14 protein-coding genes and 1 pseudogene are annotated in these 16,805 nt (G+C 41.9%); 4 read left to right on the forward strand and 11 right to left on the reverse strand.

Annotated elements, in window-relative coordinates:
- Nucleotides 1-60 precede the first annotated feature (60 nt).
- The 4 genes from M1D52_RS22070 to M1D52_RS22085 are packed head-to-tail and all read right to left on the reverse strand — an operon-like array spanning nucleotide 61 to nucleotide 3,581.
- Nucleotides 61-732 (reverse strand): hypothetical protein, encoded by a 672-nt coding sequence (locus M1D52_RS22070; RefSeq protein ID WP_437393570.1) that lies wholly within the window; start codon nucleotides 730-732, stop codon nucleotides 61-63.
- A 1-nt stretch (nucleotide 733) separates the two neighbouring features.
- Nucleotides 734-1,648, reverse strand: a complete 915-nt coding sequence (locus M1D52_RS22075) for a hypothetical protein (RefSeq protein WP_437393571.1) — start codon at nucleotides 1,646-1,648, stop codon at nucleotides 734-736.
- A gap of 60 nt (nucleotides 1,649-1,708) precedes the next feature.
- Nucleotides 1,709-2,533, reverse strand: a complete 825-nt coding sequence (locus M1D52_RS22080) for a hypothetical protein (protein WP_437393572.1) — start codon at nucleotides 2,531-2,533, stop codon at nucleotides 1,709-1,711.
- A gap of 28 nt (nucleotides 2,534-2,561) precedes the next feature.
- Nucleotides 2,562-3,581 (reverse strand): hypothetical protein, encoded by a 1,020-nt coding sequence (locus tag M1D52_RS22085; protein ID WP_437393573.1) that lies wholly within the window; start codon nucleotides 3,579-3,581, stop codon nucleotides 2,562-2,564.
- Nucleotides 3,582-4,025: 444 nt separating this feature from the next.
- On the opposite strand from M1D52_RS22085, the gene M1D52_RS22090 reads away from it, so the two are divergent.
- Nucleotides 4,026-4,178 (forward strand): hypothetical protein, encoded by a 153-nt coding sequence (locus tag M1D52_RS22090; protein WP_437393574.1) that lies wholly within the window; start codon nucleotides 4,026-4,028, stop codon nucleotides 4,176-4,178.
- Between the two features lie 455 nt (nucleotides 4,179-4,633).
- Here the strand turns inward: M1D52_RS22090 and imm9 are convergent, their stop codons facing one another.
- Together imm9 and M1D52_RS22100 are read right to left on the reverse strand one after the other, a co-directional pair.
- Nucleotides 4,634-5,104 (reverse strand): Imm9 family immunity protein, encoded by a 471-nt coding sequence (gene imm9 / locus M1D52_RS22095; RefSeq protein ID WP_437393575.1) that lies wholly within the window; start codon nucleotides 5,102-5,104, stop codon nucleotides 4,634-4,636.
- Between the two features lie 10 nt (nucleotides 5,105-5,114).
- Nucleotides 5,115-5,909, reverse strand: coding sequence for an RHS repeat-associated core domain-containing protein (locus M1D52_RS22100; protein ID WP_437393576.1), 795 nt, complete (start codon nucleotides 5,907-5,909; stop codon nucleotides 5,115-5,117).
- A gap of 263 nt (nucleotides 5,910-6,172) precedes the next feature.
- On the opposite strand from M1D52_RS22100, the gene M1D52_RS22105 reads away from it, so the two are divergent.
- Nucleotides 6,173-6,391, forward strand: a complete 219-nt coding sequence (locus tag M1D52_RS22105; protein ID WP_437393577.1) for a hypothetical protein — start codon at nucleotides 6,173-6,175, stop codon at nucleotides 6,389-6,391.
- Entirely contained in the window at nucleotides 6,391-6,798 is a 408-nt protein-coding gene (locus tag M1D52_RS22110; protein WP_437393578.1) for a putative toxin-antitoxin system toxin component, PIN family, read from the forward strand. The genes M1D52_RS22105 and M1D52_RS22110 overlap by 1 nt, the downstream gene beginning before the upstream one ends.
- Before the next feature lie 889 nt (nucleotides 6,799-7,687).
- On the opposite strand, the gene M1D52_RS22115 is transcribed toward M1D52_RS22110, so the two are convergent.
- Nucleotides 7,688-8,245, reverse strand: coding sequence for a hypothetical protein (locus tag M1D52_RS22115; RefSeq protein WP_437393579.1), 558 nt, complete (start codon nucleotides 8,243-8,245; stop codon nucleotides 7,688-7,690).
- A 333-nt stretch (nucleotides 8,246-8,578) separates the two neighbouring features.
- Nucleotides 8,579-8,728: pseudogene (locus M1D52_RS22120) on the reverse strand (RHS repeat domain-containing protein); the annotation flags it as partial.
- Between the two features lie 138 nt (nucleotides 8,729-8,866).
- On the opposite strand from M1D52_RS22120, the gene M1D52_RS22125 reads away from it, so the two are divergent.
- Nucleotides 8,867-9,211, forward strand: a complete 345-nt coding sequence (locus M1D52_RS22125) for a helix-turn-helix domain-containing protein (protein WP_437393580.1) — start codon at nucleotides 8,867-8,869, stop codon at nucleotides 9,209-9,211.
- Between the two features lie 60 nt (nucleotides 9,212-9,271).
- Here M1D52_RS22125 and M1D52_RS22130 read toward each other — a convergent pair whose 3' ends face one another.
- Genes M1D52_RS22130 through M1D52_RS22140 form a run of 3 tightly spaced genes read right to left on the reverse strand, consistent with a single transcriptional unit; the run spans nucleotide 9,272 to nucleotide 16,805 of the window.
- Nucleotides 9,272-9,655 carry a hypothetical protein gene (locus tag M1D52_RS22130; RefSeq protein WP_437393581.1) on the reverse strand — a complete coding sequence of 128 codons (384 nt, stop codon included), beginning with the start codon at nucleotides 9,653-9,655 and terminating at the stop codon, nucleotides 9,272-9,274.
- A 6-nt stretch (nucleotides 9,656-9,661) separates the two neighbouring features.
- Nucleotides 9,662-13,204: a DUF6443 domain-containing protein gene (locus M1D52_RS22135; RefSeq protein ID WP_437393582.1), complete on the reverse strand. Its 3,543-nt coding sequence runs from the start codon at nucleotides 13,202-13,204 to the stop codon at nucleotides 9,662-9,664.
- On the reverse strand, nucleotides 13,179-16,805 hold the full coding sequence (locus M1D52_RS22140) for an RHS repeat domain-containing protein (RefSeq protein ID WP_437393583.1): 3,627 nt from the start codon (nucleotides 16,803-16,805) through the stop codon (nucleotides 13,179-13,181). Before M1D52_RS22140 ends, M1D52_RS22135 begins: the two co-directional genes overlap by 26 nt.

Genomic DNA, 16,805 nt, shown 5'->3' on the forward strand with positions numbered 1-16,805 from the left:
TTGATGTTATTTGGTATTGCATTCGATCATTTTTAATTGCGAATCTGCCCATTTCGCTCGCTATTTGATCAAAATGCTTTTCAATGTGTTCACTTCCCGCCGCAGCGTTTCCTGCCTGCTAAGCAGCACATCAATCTTCTTTTGTTGTTCGATAAGGTGTAAAGTCTGTTCTTCTACCTTTTTAAGAAGAGCCAAGTTCATCGCTGCCAAATCCAACCCTTCCTCTCCAATTTCCTTCGCTGAGGGAACTTCTGGTAAATGTTTATGTTCCTTTACATAATTTTCAATTTCGGAGAGCGATCGCATTTTATAATCGGATTCAAAGACATAATCAGGCACGGATATATCCGTTTTTACTTTGATTTCTTTGGCTAGAATATTTCCCTCAACCGCTAGTTTGGCTTGCGGATTCAAGGTACCAATACCAACATTTCCATTTGACATTAGCCGAATTTGCGCACCGTTAGCGTTGCCACCCGGTACTTGAATTTCCGTAAAATCAGCAGCTCCGTTCCATCCGTGAAATATGAGCCGATTATTGGACCAGGTGCCGCTGGGCGGATGTACGTTATAACTGAAACCATCTACGATTGACACATTTCCGTTTACCGTCAACTTTTCCGGTATTACGGAAGTGCCAATACCGACATTTCCGTTGCTGGGAAAGGTGTTTTGGGAGAACGCTTTGCTCCCGATGCAGATTAAAAATAAAATTGTAACCAGATACCTCATATTACTTCTTTTTTATACTAGTCTTTATTTCTTTTAGTTCAATTTTGAGTTCCCCTATTTCTTTGTCCTTTTCGATGAGATGCAAAGTCAACTCTTCTACTTTTTTCAGCAGTAATAGGTTCATCGCCCCTAAATCCAATCCTTCTTCACTTATATCTTTGGCGGACGGTATCTCAGGAAGATGTTTATGTGTTTTTATATAATTCTCTACTTCCGATAGAGCAAGCAGCTTGTAATCCGGTTCAAATACATAATCCGGAACTGTTATATCATTAGTCACTTTAATTTGTTTGGCTAAGATGTCTCCTTCGACAGCCAATTTTGCTTTAGGCGTAGTGGTACCGATTCCCACGTTACCATTCCCTGCTATGCGTATCCTTTCCAAAGCGCTTGAATAAAGCGCCAGTCCTGTTGAATTACTATGGAGGTCTTCGGCCGTCGCCACTACAGCAGCCCACTTGTTGGTATCATTTGGATACCCCGTAAGTAGTTTAATACCGTTATATTCACCTGCGTTCGTGACCGTCGCCTTACTTGACAATACCCATCCATTTGTAGGAGTATTTAAGCTTAAATGCCCTTCTTTCAATGTCATATACGTTTCTGCGCCTGATCCCCATGATTGTATACCGAGGTAAGGATTACGTTCCCACCAAGTTTTTGACGTGGACATTGGAACATGAAAAGATCCGTCTATGGCTATACCATCATGCAAGCTTGCTGTAAGCCAATCCGGGCCTGGCGCATTCCTTACGAGCCATTGTTTATTATAAAATGTATTACCACCGGCATTCCCCGTGAAAGCATTGATCTGCAGATAATTTCCTTTTACTGCTCCAAGCGTTTGCCCGTAACTGATTCTCTGGACAAGAATAAATAGCAAGCTGAGGAGTATAAATTTTATAAATTGCTTCATATTTGGAGTACTTTTGTTTTCATTATTATGGTTCGATCACAACAGGCTATTAAAACTATTTCATTGCTGTTCTATTTTTTGCAATCGCTTCAACACGTCATCCAATAGACTTTGCTGATTTTCTAAAGCTTTATCTTTCTCGATTAAATGTAACGTGAGTTCCTCTACCTTCTTAAGTAGTAATAGATTCATCGCGCCCAGATTCAATCCTTCTTTACTTATTTCTTTGGCAGACGGTATCTCAGGAAGATGTTTATGTGTTTTTACATAATCTTCAACTTCAGATAATGAGAGCATTTTATAATCCGGTTCAAAAACATAGTCGGGTACGGAGATATCTGTCTTCACTTTGATCTCTTTAGCCAGAATATTGCCTTCGACGGCTAATTTTGCCTGTGGGTTAGTCGTGCCTATACCGACATTATCTAGAAACACTGATTTTCCCCTTACGGCTATACCGGCGCCACCCACTTTAATACCATAGGCAGCGCCCGAATGCGGGTCCACAAAGCTTTGGTAAGAAAATCTGGATTCACTGCCTAGGGCATAAATATTACCATCGATATGCAGTTTTGCTTCCGGAGCAAGGGTGCCCAAGCCAATTTTTCCACTGACAAAAAGGTTATTTCCAATCGGTGCATTGCTGGGGCCATATCCAACCATCAGGTTTGTATTCCGAACCCTAACCGGTCGTCCGGCATCACCATAGATGTTTATGCCGAAATTCTCCTGGATTGAGGTGTTCTGATTCCCCGATTGAAAGAGGATCCATGAACCTGCCCCCGCAGGCCCTCCGTTTGATACCATCGGTATATTTACCTGCGTGTACGCCGTGAATGTCGATAGGAGCATCACCGCCAATAGTGTGTAAAAATTCCTTATCATGTCTAAAAATTAAATTTGATCGTATTCATTACTGTTTTGAAAAGGCTTGCTCTAAGAGAAGCAGCCGATCCTTTACATCGGTAAGCTCCTTATCTTTCTCTATCAAGTGCAAAGTCAACTCCTCTACCTTTTCCAATAGTTTTCGATTCATCTCACCCAGATTAACACCTGCTTCTTCCGCTTCTTTTTTGCTCGGTATACCGGGCAGATGTTTATGCTCGTTTACAAATGCTTCGATCTCGGCGAGGGATTTTATTTCATAGTTTTCATCGAAGACATAGTCGGGCCAGTTGGCAGTTTCGACTTTGATTTCCCGTGCTCGAATGTTTCCATTGACAGAAAGTTTCTCTTTCGGTGTTGTCGTACCGATGCCAACATTACCATTTCCAGCTATGCGCACTCTTTCTAAAGCACTTGAATAAAGCGCCAGTCCCGTTGAATTGCTATGGAGATCTTCGGCCGTTGCCACTACCGCCGCCCATTTATTGGTATCATTGGGATATCCGGTAAGCAGTTTAATACCATTGTACTCACCGGCACTCGTGACCGTCGCCTTGCTACTGATTAACCAACCGTTGATGTTTCCATCAATTGTTAGCTTTGATGTAGGATTTGTGGTTCCGATACCCACATTGCCGCTTGGCGCATTCTGTGGTGAAGCCAAGATGACGTCCCCGTTTGATTTCAGGCTCAGCGGAGCATAATATCCGGTATTTTTTCTGATGCCATAAAATTCAAGTGAAGTTCCAGGCGATGCACTGCCCGAGAAGTACCCATCTTTTCTATGACTAATATACCAGGCCCAAATGGCCCCGTCCGCTAACGCGGCAGTATTACTATTTTTAAAGGCAATATCCGTGAGGGCACTGGCATTTCCCTCGCCGCTAAGCGTTATTCCTTTACGTTCCGTTCCATGTTTAATTTCCAATAAATCCGTAGGAGCAGTCGTACCAATACCTGCATTTCCATTTGTAGGAAAAGTATTTTGGGCATAGGATATCCCCGAAGCACCCATTAATAAAATGAGTACAAGAAGTTTCATTCTCATAGTTTCAATTATTTATTACTATTATTTACTAATAAGCAAATCCGCTAATTAATCTTTGATTACTGAATAGCCTTATTGATAAGTAAAAATACATTCGGTATCAGCTCTTTTGAAAAAAGTGCATAAAAGCGCTTTTATCCCGCTTAAACGAAAATTACTATAAAAAAGAGAGAATATCGGTTCAAGTTGTATTCCGCATATCAAACAGGTTTAGTTGTTCGATGTAAAAGTATTCAACAGTTTTGATATTAGAAAATTTATTTTAATTATTGCCAGTTTGATTGTTTAAAAGTGACAAGAAAAGTTAAACAAAGCCCAATTACATCGTTCCGGCAAATGCTGGATTGTAACAAAGGGCTAATTTCCCTTGCGGTTTAGTGCTGGCTTTCCGGAAAAGATTAAGCGGCTCCTTTCGGCAACGCCCTAATAAATACTTTTGAAGGGATGAAAAAGGATAGAGGCTTTTGGAAAGAAGAATACGCAAAACAATACCAGGAGAATAACATCCTTAAAGAGGAACTTGAAAAACTAAGAAAAAAGACAAATAAGTCGTTTCAGTCCGGAGAGAGCAATCACATTATAAAAAACCGTTCCTAAAAAGAAACGGCTTTAAATGTCTGTATTAAATCTTTATTTTTTCTTTTTAGCTAGATCAGCACTGACTTTTTGGACAAAGTCAATAGAAACATTGGCTATATCCGCAGCTCTATAATCATATCGCTTCGGTTTCTATTGTCTCTTCTCTTTTATTGCATATTTTTCTTTAGGTAATGCATACCTAATAGTTAAAGAATATTCACTCTCATTTTTCCTAACAAAATCCTTAAAATATGAAAAAAAGTCATTGTCAATCGTATCTCTATAAGAAGCAAACATTATTTTTTTAAAGCCACTTTGACTGACAACATTCTTCAAAAAGAAATCTCTTTCCCGACCTTTTGTTAGATTTATTACTTCCTTAGGCCCTATTTTTATCTTATCTGGTTCCTCGCCAAGAGGAAACTACAGGCTATATTAAAGTAAAAAGTCCGGCGCAATGACCGGACTCTTTTTCATTCCTTCTTATTCAGCTTAACACCGTTTACGGTATAACTTTTTTCAAAGCAGAGGTTTATTGCCCTCCGCATACAATCCATTATATAGTCGGTACGATTAAAGAACTTAGTATAATCAACATCCAACTCCCAAAAGTTATTCAAAAACTTATCATAATGATCTACTTTCAAGGTATGCTGCTGGGGTTTAACTCCCCAAGACACCGTTTCATCTACTGGAATTGGTATAGGAATGGTAATCTCTTTTATTTTATCAGAAGTATAGTTTCCAAATTTGTTTTTAGAGATCAATAGCATTTTTCCATTTGTATACGTCGCTCTAAACTGGATTTCCCACATTTGCGATTTGCTGTTCTTTATGCTTTCAAAGACTCCACTAAATTCCTTTGTTAAGGCGTCACTTATGCTATCTGTATCAAAGTCCTTATCCATAAAATCAAGGACATAAGAAACATGTCGAACTTTCATTTGCATACTTTTATTGATTATGATAACGCTTATCTCTTTCTCTATTTAAAGGCAGATCATTTCCGTTGGCTCTCTCCGCTCTTACACGAGTTGCTTCGGCCTCTTTGGCCGCTCCTGTGGTGGTTTTCCCCAAAGATTCTATAACTTCGGCTTTAGCATCGGGATAACCAGCTTTTTGAGCAGCTCTTTCACTCGCCTTCATTCTTACCGGGTCTCCTAAAGCAGTTGTCCTTTCAGCATCTGCCTTTCCTACTTTCAACAGTTTATTATCCGATTTTACTCCATACAACACAAACACGCCCTCTGCCGCATTAGAGTTCTTGTTGACTTTCAACGCCTCTTGAACAACGTCACTAACAGCAGATTTACTGCCAGCGGCCTTTGAAAGTAAACCTGCAGGCCCTCCTCCAGGCAATGACGCCACAACATCTAATGCCGCTACACCCGCCTCTACGTGTTTGTTACCATCACGGACAACAACGCTCCCCTGTCTTCCAGCATCAGTATAAGTATAATCTATGCCCAGTATCGGGGTTACACCGTTCTGAAGATTGGCAACATAGGTACCTAGAGTAAGTACAGCAGACGAAGCCCTGTCCCGCATATCCGAGTAAACGTTTTCGACGATAGTCATTCCGTTACCCGGAGGATCATCCGGCCACATACCATCTGGATCAACAAACCTTATCGGATTGCTCAGTACATAGTTGTAAGGTGTATGCTCATAGTGGTTTTCCGCCATGGGATCCACACTGCCCCACCTGCCTATTATCGGATCATAGAACCTTGTTCCGTAACCGAGCAAAGCGAGTTCATGAGCACCATGATAACCTTAAAAAGCGAATAATCGTATACCCTTTTGCAGATTTTTCAGTGTCTGTTGGATTTTCCTACCGACAGTTCAGGCCTTTATCAAAGAACTCTTCTTTACCCAAAGATAATTGTTTGTTGCCATTTCTAATGGTATTTTCATTCTTTAGATAGAATAAACCCTCCCTAATAACACAAAAGGAGCAAGTTTGATACATCATATAAATTCAGTAATTTTGTACTACTAAGATAATGACTATGGCAACTACACGAAACCAACATACGGAACTCACCGATATTCAAATGACCTTGCTTAGGTTATTTAGTAGACCTATGTCCAAAAAAGAAACCATAGAATTGAAAAGGTTGTTAGTAGAGCATTATTCACATCAACTTGATAAAGAGGTCTCCAGAGTTGTCTCCGAAAAGAAGTATGATCAAAAGGATTTCGATGATATGCTTAATGGAAGTAATTAATGCGAGCAGTTATTGATACTAATTGTCTTTTAGCATCCATTCCACCTCAAAGTAGCCATTATTGGTTATATCTGGCCTTTAGGGAGGAGCGTTTTAACTGGTTGGTCAGCAACGAAATACTCTCAGAGTATGAAGAGAAGCTTGCAGAAATTTATTCGGAAAACACCGCGAACATTGTGCTAAAGATTTTAAGTGTCGCTCCCAATGTTATTTTTTCAGAACCTTATTTCAAGTGGAATCTAGTGGAAAAAGATCCAGATGATAATAAATTTGCTGATCTCGCCATTGCTGGAAATGTCGATTATCTGGTAACCAATGACAAACATTTTAATGACCTTAAAAAGCTAGAATTCCCCAAATTGAATATCGTAAGACTCGAAGAGTTTAAGACAATTGTTTTAGGATAAAAAAGAGAAGATAAAGACTGTCTCTGTTGAGCTTACATAGCGGTGGCCCGCTCGATTACCTAGCAGGCGCAACCAATAAGGCCAACATAGATAAACAGACTCTTAAACTGATCGATGATATCGAAGACCTGGAACCATCCGTAAAGGATAAACTGCTTTTTCTTCCAAATGCCGTTATCAGGATGCCAAGACAGGTAAGGCTTATGCGCAATAACAGATTTTTTACTAGCTCAACAAACATTTTATGAAACGTTTACTTTTAATGCCTTTATTCTATCTTTATTTTATGTCTAATACGCTTCACGCTCAAGATTCTCTGGAAGATACAGCGTTGAAGTTTTTCGATATATATAAAAAAGAAGATTCGGATAAATATCCACGGCTTATCTTCTTCAATTATGTATTCCGTCGTTTTACCAGCTCTAAAGGTTGAACCTTCAATAATAGATTATATGCAATAAATACCAAAGCTGATCTTGCGATCAGGCTTTGGCACATTGTCACCTAGATGATTCATAGTATCGAAGTTAACTCAAATCGATATCACTTTCCCCGCCAAAACCAGACTGTAAGATTTACGATTAAACTCAGACAAGCAACATATATCAAGACCTGAGTTGGTAAAAAAAAACAACCAGGGGGAGTAACACCAATGACAATCCAACATCTATATATAAAGATCTGTCCGAAACAGATATTTCTCTTTTAATCAGCAGGTAAACATCTGTCAACAAACCAGATAGAGCAAATATTCCTAAAACAAACAGAACTATTTTCCAAAAAACCCCGAAACCATAAAAATAGATCAACAAAAAACAACCCAGTAAATAAAAAACAGTATTGGGAATATTACTCCTTTTAAAGACCTTACCTAAGATATCTATAGATCTCATCCATTTAGATTAATGCGACGCCATATTACTCCTTCTTTTGTAACAAATTTTACCAGTCCGTATTTTAAATGCCAATACAGATGTTCCTCCGTATTGACATTATCCTTTGTATGTAATATTCTAAACCGATAAATACCATTAGCAAGCTTATATTTATCCAGAGATTCAATATTAAAATTTTTAAAACGCTGCATCATAATAATGTTATTATAAGCTATGAATAGAGAAACGGAATCTGGATTTTTTTTTATTAATGAAACAAATTTTCTTCCGTCAAGTTCGCCATTTGGTAAAGTTCCATTGGCCTCTTCTATCTCGCCATATAAAATTCTATACTTTCCGCTATGGGTCAAAGGATTCCATTCGGTATAGCCGACATCCTTCCTTAAAATATAGGAAGTATCTCTTTCACCTTTATTCGATTCAAATATTAAGGTATCCCCTTCTTTATAAACCGCTAGAAAAGATTTTTCAAAATCGCTAAAGTATACATCCCGTTGACACGAAACGAACAATTCTGCTATCAGTAATACTGACATTAACTTTTTCATCATTCAATCACATTAACTTGAATTCCTTGGTTTTTCCAATAATCGATTAGGTTATTCAGCCACGATCCAACTTCATGCCCACCCATCGATTTTGATTTTAAGCTTTTCCGCAGTTGGACTACTTGTCTCCGAGCTCTTAACAATGGTCTTATTCGGATCGACATTCATCCTAGTATTATCCTGAACAGATATAGCATCTGAACCACCTCTTCCCGGATAACCATCTATAACATGCTTAATAACTGCCGCTCCAACTACCCCAGTTGTCACCACTGCCGCTGTCTCAACAGTAAAGGCACCTATGATAAGCCTTATAACTACCGGCCAAAACGCCGGCTTTGGTGCCATCCCGTCAGGATCAATAAAACGTATTGGGTTGTTGAAGGCGTAAACATAAGGAGAATACCCCCTCATCTGCTCCGCCAACGGATCCACACTTCCCCACCGGCCTATTACCGGATCGCAAAAACGGAACCCGTAATCGTACGTCCTTTTGCAAGTTTTTACGTTTCCGGCAAAGTTTCCTACCGGTGGTCCAGGCTCTTATCAAAGAACGCTTCTTTCCCCAAAGATAGCGGTTTAAAGTGCATTTGCAAGGGGTTATTTCGTTCTTCGTTCCGGTTTGTGCTTAGGTTGAACACAGGTAAGATCATATCGGATTTAAGGGAACGGAAAGGCTGGGCACAGAAGGGCCTGGCCGAGAAAAGCGGCATCTCAAGGGTCATGATCGGCAAGTACGAGCGTGGCGAAGCTGTGCCTTCCATTGAGGCGGCAAAAAAGATTGCAAAGGCTTTGGATGTATCACTGGATTATCTCGCCGGCGAAGGGATCAATGTATCATTTGACAAAAAGACCGTACAGCGATTGCAGGAGATCGAGAACCTCAATCCCACGGTTAAGGAAAAGCTGTTCTTTCTCATTGATACCGTCATACGGGATACAAAGGCACAGCAGGCATATGCGCAATAAAAAAAGCCCCCAGAAAGTTGTTCACTTACTGGGGGACAATCAGTTTAAACAAGCGTCGATCTAATCTATCGATCTTATTATTTCATCTACAACAGTAGTCTCTTTCCCTTTTTCTTCCTCATCGCAATTATAAGACACGAATATTATCTCACCTTTCTTCAAAAAAAGCCAATAACGCCAATACACCTCATCTTCATCAACCGTCTCAAAATAGGCCCTTCCATTTAACAAGCTAACAGTAATATCTTCATATTTATCAGACAAATAATCTTTAAGCTCGCCTAACACATCTACCTCTTTTCCGGTTCCGTATAAAGAAAGTTGTAATGCCCCAACACCCTTCACTGGATCGTAAATAGTCACAACCCCTTCTTCTTGATACACCTCCCATTCTTCCGGTATCATTACACCAATATCATCGCCAAAATAAAATAGTCTGCTCATAAAAAATTAATAATATATAACCCTTCCGTTCTCTCCCGTTGCTCGTTCATATTTAGGCAACTGTTTTGCCCCTTTAGCTTGACCTGATGGGGTATTTGGTTTCAATTCAACAGGATGTCCGCTCTTAGTCACAGCATCTGCGATCACCGTTTTACCTGTTTTAGGATCCGTCATTCTAACATTTGTGTCCCATCCCTTTGCCTTCGCCTTTTCTGTAAACTCGGAATGAGCAGCTTTACCCCTATTGATAGCCTTCGAAACAACGGGATTGGCCGCCCCTTTCGCCGCCGCTTTCTCCACCTTAGCAACATCCTTCACAGCTTCTGCTAATTGACCTTTTACAGGAGCGTTTTCAAGTAAAACTCCCTGTACTCCACCTTTACCTAAAAGAGCTACGGAAAGACCATCAGCTGCTATATTCTTGAGCCTTTCACCTGTTGTTTGCTCTACATCTACAAAACCTGTCTCATAGGACTTTCCGTCACTACTTAACACGTAACCCGCCCTCTTGTCCGAACCAAAAACTCCAAGGAAAAAGTTGTAAACAGAATGCTTGGCGTCCATTAACGAAGTGGCAAGGATATTACCGGCATCCGCTCTGTCCACGCCATAGTAATCGTCATCACCCGGCCCATCCGGCCACATCCCATCTGGATCAACAAACCTTATCGGATTATCAAACGCATACGCATAAGGCGACCATCTTCTTCCCTGTTCCGCCAACGGATCCACACTTCCCCACCTGCCAATCACCGGATCATAGAACCTTGCCCCGTAGTCATACTGCCCCAGCCCATCCTGTAATTCCTTCCCATTGTAAAGATAGTTATTTGCCGGAGAAGGATAAACACCTCCGTAATCTTTTCCGAAAGGATAGTAATCCGCTTTAAACTGCTTATCCAATGTACCGTCACTCTTTACCAGGAATCCGGCACGGGCATTACCCAAATGATCCTTCAGGAAATATTCATAATTGAACCTGTTCGTATTCCACAGTATGCGTCCCTCTTCCATATGGATCAGCTCTAGCGTACCTCCCTTCCATTCGGTGCCCATCACATATTCCCTGGTGATACCTGCATTCACCATGCGCAGTTTTGTACCGCTGCCGTCATAAGTGTAGGTGACTGCCCGCGTGCCTGCTACCGTCTGTGGAAGATTCAGATAATTATAAGTGATGGTATTACTGTTCCTTCCATCTCTTGTCATATTTCCACTCGCCGCATCGTGTGTATAGGTATAGGTCGTGGTACCGAATTTGATGGTGGAAAGTTTATTGCCGTCATATTCATATATCCACTTTGCCCCCGCATCACGCGTCAACCCTTTGATATTGCCCATGGCATCATACTCGATCAGCTCTCGTTTGCCATCGGCAGCCACTCCGTTGGTAAGGCAGTTCAACTTATCATAGATATAATTGAAGCTTCCCGCTGTAACATTGTTACGGCTCCATTCTTGTCGACTAATATTTCCGTTGTACTGGGCTGAAGCCCCGGCTGGCGCATCGTTATAGCGCAATGTTTGGTTAAACAGCGAGGAACCTCCAGAAGTCATCCAGCCACGAGCATTGTAAGCATAGTTTGCCGTTTCTTTGAAACTACCTCCCTTGTCTGTACTATGCAGTGCCTTACTGCGCAGCTGCCCTATTTCATTGTAGCTGTTCCGTGCAACCAACACCTCCGCATCCGTTACCGTCCCGTTTCTCACTTGCTTCCGGGTATCGGTCAGTCGTCCTCGGTGGTCGTAATCATACCATGTCGTAACTGTGAGCGTCGGTGCCCCAGCCGTAACCAGCGTCTGCACTGTCTGTGTCGGCTGTCCGCTAAAATTATAGGTGTACACCATGGTATTGGTATTACCTGTTACCGTTCCTCCTTTGTAGTGCTGGCTCCACTCTTTAGCTACCCTGCCCAGTGCATCGTAATAGTATACCGTCCAAAGGAAAACATTGCCTGCGCCGATCACCTTGGTTTTCTTGGCCGTGAGCAATCCCTGCACCTGTGCACTGAAGCTGCCCGACTCGTTGTTTGGCAGCCCCGGGATGCCCGTGTAACGGTCATAATAATTCACCTCCATCACCTCGTACTGTGCAGGCGTGGTTGTGGGAAGTATCGGCATACTCCGGTTGGTATAGCCCTCCACACTGCCGCTGGCTGTTGACGGTGCTTCCCAATGATTGGGATAGCTCTGCCCATTAGCAGCGTGCTGTGTATCCCACCAAGGGAGATCACCGTTTTTCTGTGTCCCTTTCATCACCAGTCTACCCAGTGCATCATACTTGTAAAAGATGTGGTATATCGCTCCATCAGCGGCTTTATTGCCGTCCTGATGGATTACAAGCTGATCCATAGCATTATAGATCATTTTCTGCCAGTAGTTGCTTCCGGGCATCTTTTTCTGAGAAAGCCGCTGACGCATATCGTAACGGTACTGATAAGCATACTTTGCCAGATCTGCTGGCGGTATCGGACTGGAAGCCTCCCGATCGGGGGCAAGAGCCGGAGGCAGCACATAGCAGAGGTTACCGAAATCATCGTAAACATAATAGGTACTCAGCATCTCGGTGGCGCTTCCCTTTTTATTGAATGTACGTTTCAGCACCACTTTCCCTTGTTTATTAGTATATTCCTCGGTGGTGCCCACTCTACCACTGTCGGGCACCCAGTTCTCATCCTTCGTTACCGTAACAAACAATTCTTTCGCCGCGTAAGGGGCGTTGATTACTAAAGTGGGATCGTTATACTGGTCGTAACCCACCGAATACCTCGCTACCCTCCTCGTGGTAGCTACTGTACCAAAAGCTATCGCATTGTTAGCTGTATACTCTGTTACTACGGTTCTTCCAGCTGCGTTAGTACGAGATGCCGAAGGTTGCCAGACAGCACCCGAAAAACCTTGTTCCAGCACCCGGTTTAATGGACTGGCTTCGTATACTGGTCTAGCAAAGGAAGGCGTGGTATTGCTAACAGCGGGGATCGACACTACACCGTTGGCTGCTCCGCTGTTGTAGAATGTGGCTTGCTCCGTCACCGCTGCAGAACGATATTTCCCATTGCTGCCCACTGCAGCTGCATAAGGCAAATAACTCCTGTCTTCACGTCCAAAGTTGTCATAGCTTTGATGGGTGATAATGTCGCGATAGCCTGGACTTGCTTTACCTTGCACCGTTTGAACCAAGCGTCCGAGGCCGTCAAAATATTGCACATCCTGCATTCTATCTATCGTAGCAGTTCCGCCTGATTCTGATAGATAAGACGTACGCAATATATAATTCTGTACGACATCCGGTTGCAGAATCATTTGTTCTCCTGTCACGCGGATGAGCACGGTTTTACCGGATGGAATATAAAAGCCCGGTTTCAACGTCACACTACGGGTAGCCTCGATAGTCGACTGGTTGCTGTAAGTGCTCAATACTAAATCTTGCTGTATCTGGCCATATGTTGTACTCATTGCCGATATAAGGGTGGCAAGTATAGCGATGTTTGCTTTGATCGTTCTTTTCATGTTGCCTATCTCCTTATTGGTTACGGTAATGGTATTCATAGGTATCCGTGGTTTTGCTCTGGGTGTTCTTCGTTTCCCTCAGTCGCCCAAAACCGTCATAACTGTAATAGGTAGTCCTTCCCGATGGATCCGTTGCACTGGTCATCCCTGTCAATGGTTTATAAGTATACCAACTAACAGATGCGCTAGGCAGCGCCGTCCTGAGTGGGTCCAGCTTGCTTCTGACCACGGCATCTGTGGGCTCCGAGGTGGTAAAAGAGTTTAATGCATCGGAGCCACCAAATGCTGTCTGAACCTGCGCGAATGTCGCATTACGGATTTCAGCAACCGGATACTGTCCTTTATAACTCCATAGATAAGTAGTAATGGTACCAGCCTTTTTCTGGGAGCTTGCCAGCTTACCATTACTGTAGCTAAAGACCTCCCGTTCGTCATACTTATTATCAAGCGTTAAACCAACATTTGTATTCGATGACGGGGAGAAGGCCCCATTCGCCTGCGGAAAGTCCAATATCAATAATCCCGAAGGATAAGGATAGCTATTGCTTCCTATACTAAATAATCCATATCGATTGAAAACTGAATTAATCACCTTCCCGTTTTTCCGGGTTGTAATTTCGAGCGGAGTATTAATAAATCGATCATGCAAGTCCCATATCGGCTTAAGCATATTGTCGGAATTTTGCTTGTTGCTTGCAAAGGTCGTTCGGTACAAACTATTAGGTTCTGTGAAATTATTCCTTCGGTGTGTAATATACCTTTGCCTCGCTGCTGCTTTGCATGCGCGCATTTCATGAAAAGACCTAAACCTACAATTCCAATCACTTCCACACGCTGTGCTTCGCTGTTGATGTTGAAGATCGCAGGTTTGGCATTCGGATACATAAGTTGCCCATCCATCCGATATGGCATCTGCTTGAGGCATCCGGAAATCAAAGGCATATTTATAATTAGTTACGGTTCGCCCTTCGCTATTCTCACTGCTGCTTTTCGTCATCTGTCGGTGGTAAGGGCTGTCGAAAAGAACCGTATCAATTGTCATTACACTTTCCCCGCTCCCCGAGCCTTCGATGGTAGTAATAGTTTCTATTCTTTTTTTAAAGTATCCCCGCAATGTATACTCGGTAAACAAGCTACGTTCTACTTTTAAAGCAGGAGTAAACACTTTCGTACTATCATAAGAATAAAGGTAGGTTATTGATTTCCTCGGTTTACCGCTGCTATCAAAATGGATTTCATCTTTCAACTCACCACGTTGAAATTCGAATGGAATAGGAGCAGCGGGAAAGTTAGGAGCCGATGGATCGCACTGACCCAAGAAGTCCGTATAGACATATTTGGTTGTTTCACGCTCCCAGGGGTTTATGTTATAGAATCTGTAGATCGATTTCCCTTGAGCATTATTATTATATGTCAAAGTTACTTCATCGTACCCAATATGATTACCTTGATAATTTGACATCGGAGTAATGCTATACGGAGCAACCAGATGCGGCACGCTAAGATTAGCTCCCTCTACACTAATGCAACCGTTTGGATGAAGATTTGGTGTGTTGTCGACTCCTTCACCCGACCGGAGACCATATATTTTAACCACATCGTTTCTGATGCTCTGTATATAGCGTGGTCTCTCATATAAATAACCCGTGGATCTACCATTGGTCTCATAAACATAAGACTCAACCATATCCGGTGTACCATTTCCTGCTCTTTTCGTTATCGTTTTTATGCGTAAACCACCTATTATAGGATCTTGAACATCGGTTGAAACATATTTCGAAAAAGAGAGATAGGCTCCTGTACTGGCATTTCTGCCATCTCTGAACATATTCAGTACATAGATTCCTGCTGGTATGGTATTCGTATAGGTAGCGGTTTGACCAGCCTGGAGCGAGGCACTGCTGACAATTTGCCCTGTTGCCTTATTTTTTAGGTTGAAGCTGGCGATCTCTGAGCCGGAACCTTCACTGGGATCATTTGTAAAAACCAATTGGTATTTTGAATTTCCCGTAAATTCGATATTATCCCATACTTTAGAATAACTGGCATCCTTCCCTACATGGAAGGCATTAAAATATTGCAGATCGTGCTTCACTGTATTGAGATATGCCTTGTTTGGCTCAAACTCAAATAGGACAGAACCTCCCGTGGGGTATACAATCTCTTTAAGTGCACCTCCTTTCATCTCAGGCCATTTTGGGTCCCGTTTAGCACCCCGATAAAATTCTGTATAAATATCTTTTGTAATCGTTGGTATTAAAGTTGAATTTGCAGTTTCAGCATTATAAAACCCCCAATGATCTTGGCCTAACGATAGTCTACGTGTAAGGAAATTACTTTCGTAGTAAAATTTATGAGGAGCCGAGCGCTCTCCCCCAGCCCCGTATTCAACCAGGCTATCCAATTTCAATCTCTTTTTATCCGATACAATAGTTGAACTGGTATACCGGTCCAGTCCGGAACCTAACTGACCAAAAGGATTATCAAAATAGCTTGTATAAAGTTTAAACTTCTTAAAAGTGGAAGTACCCGCTCTGATCTCAATTTCATCTAAGGCTTTTGATTCCGTATTAGCCGATTCATCAAAACCATAGCCGCCAGCACTCCAATTTCCCGATAAATCCAAGCGAGCAACGCTACTTGGTTTAAAGATCAATTCACCATTATTAAATGTAATATTAGCTAAGCGTACACCGTCAAAATAATCACGGACTAATTCGTGCCCCCTTTGCTGGGCAATCTGGTCGATATTAAAAATAGGAAAAAGCCCAATATTATAAACACTGTATTTTTCAGCCACATAATTCAGTTCGATTTTATTAAGTTTATCAAATGACTCGATTTTTGTTAAATACCAGCTGGAAAAAACCACATCACTTGACAACCCGTTATTATAAGTATATCGTCTCGTTACTTCAATTGGATATACGTAACCCGTTTTAGGTAGATCGGCAGCATATTTGCCAAAATAATATTTAGCCCCATCTTTTGTAGTTACTGTAAACCCCTGAATATTTTGCTGCATCCCCAGTACACCACCGTCATTTGGTAATCTGAAAGCAGCCTCAATCTTTAAGTCATCATTGTTTTCTATAATAACTGCCGTCCGGTCGTCATTAAAGAAAAATTTGCCTGAATAGCCATTAAAATTGAAAGTAAACAGATCCGGTTCACCATCTCTTTCTCCCGTTGAAAAGTTGTAATCTAAAGTTCTCCAACCTTCACCGATAAAATAATTGCTGTATCCGTAATTGGCATAATGCCCGTATTGACCCTTTTGCGTATTAGCTGCTTCGTCCGGAAGACCTCTTACCGTTCTTGTAATCATACCGCCGGCGCCCAATGCCCAGCCAGTCCCTACCCAACTGGCCGATTCGATTACTTTGATCCCTCCGGCATGGTAGCTTAGCGAAACAGGAAGCTCAAGTGCTCCATCAGAAATTGTGTAAATAGGAATGTTAATTGAGGGTATTCCGGTGTGTTTGTTGACGGGTACGTCGGCAAACTTACCCAGCGACGCGGCGTTCGGTGACGAAATACTCACTCGTGTATAGTCTAATCCCTGCGCTCGGGAACTAAAACCAGCAAGCATAACAAGACTACATAAAATCACGAGTTTATAATTGGTTCTAATCTTCAT

The organism is Olivibacter sp. SA151, assembly GCF_054130995.1.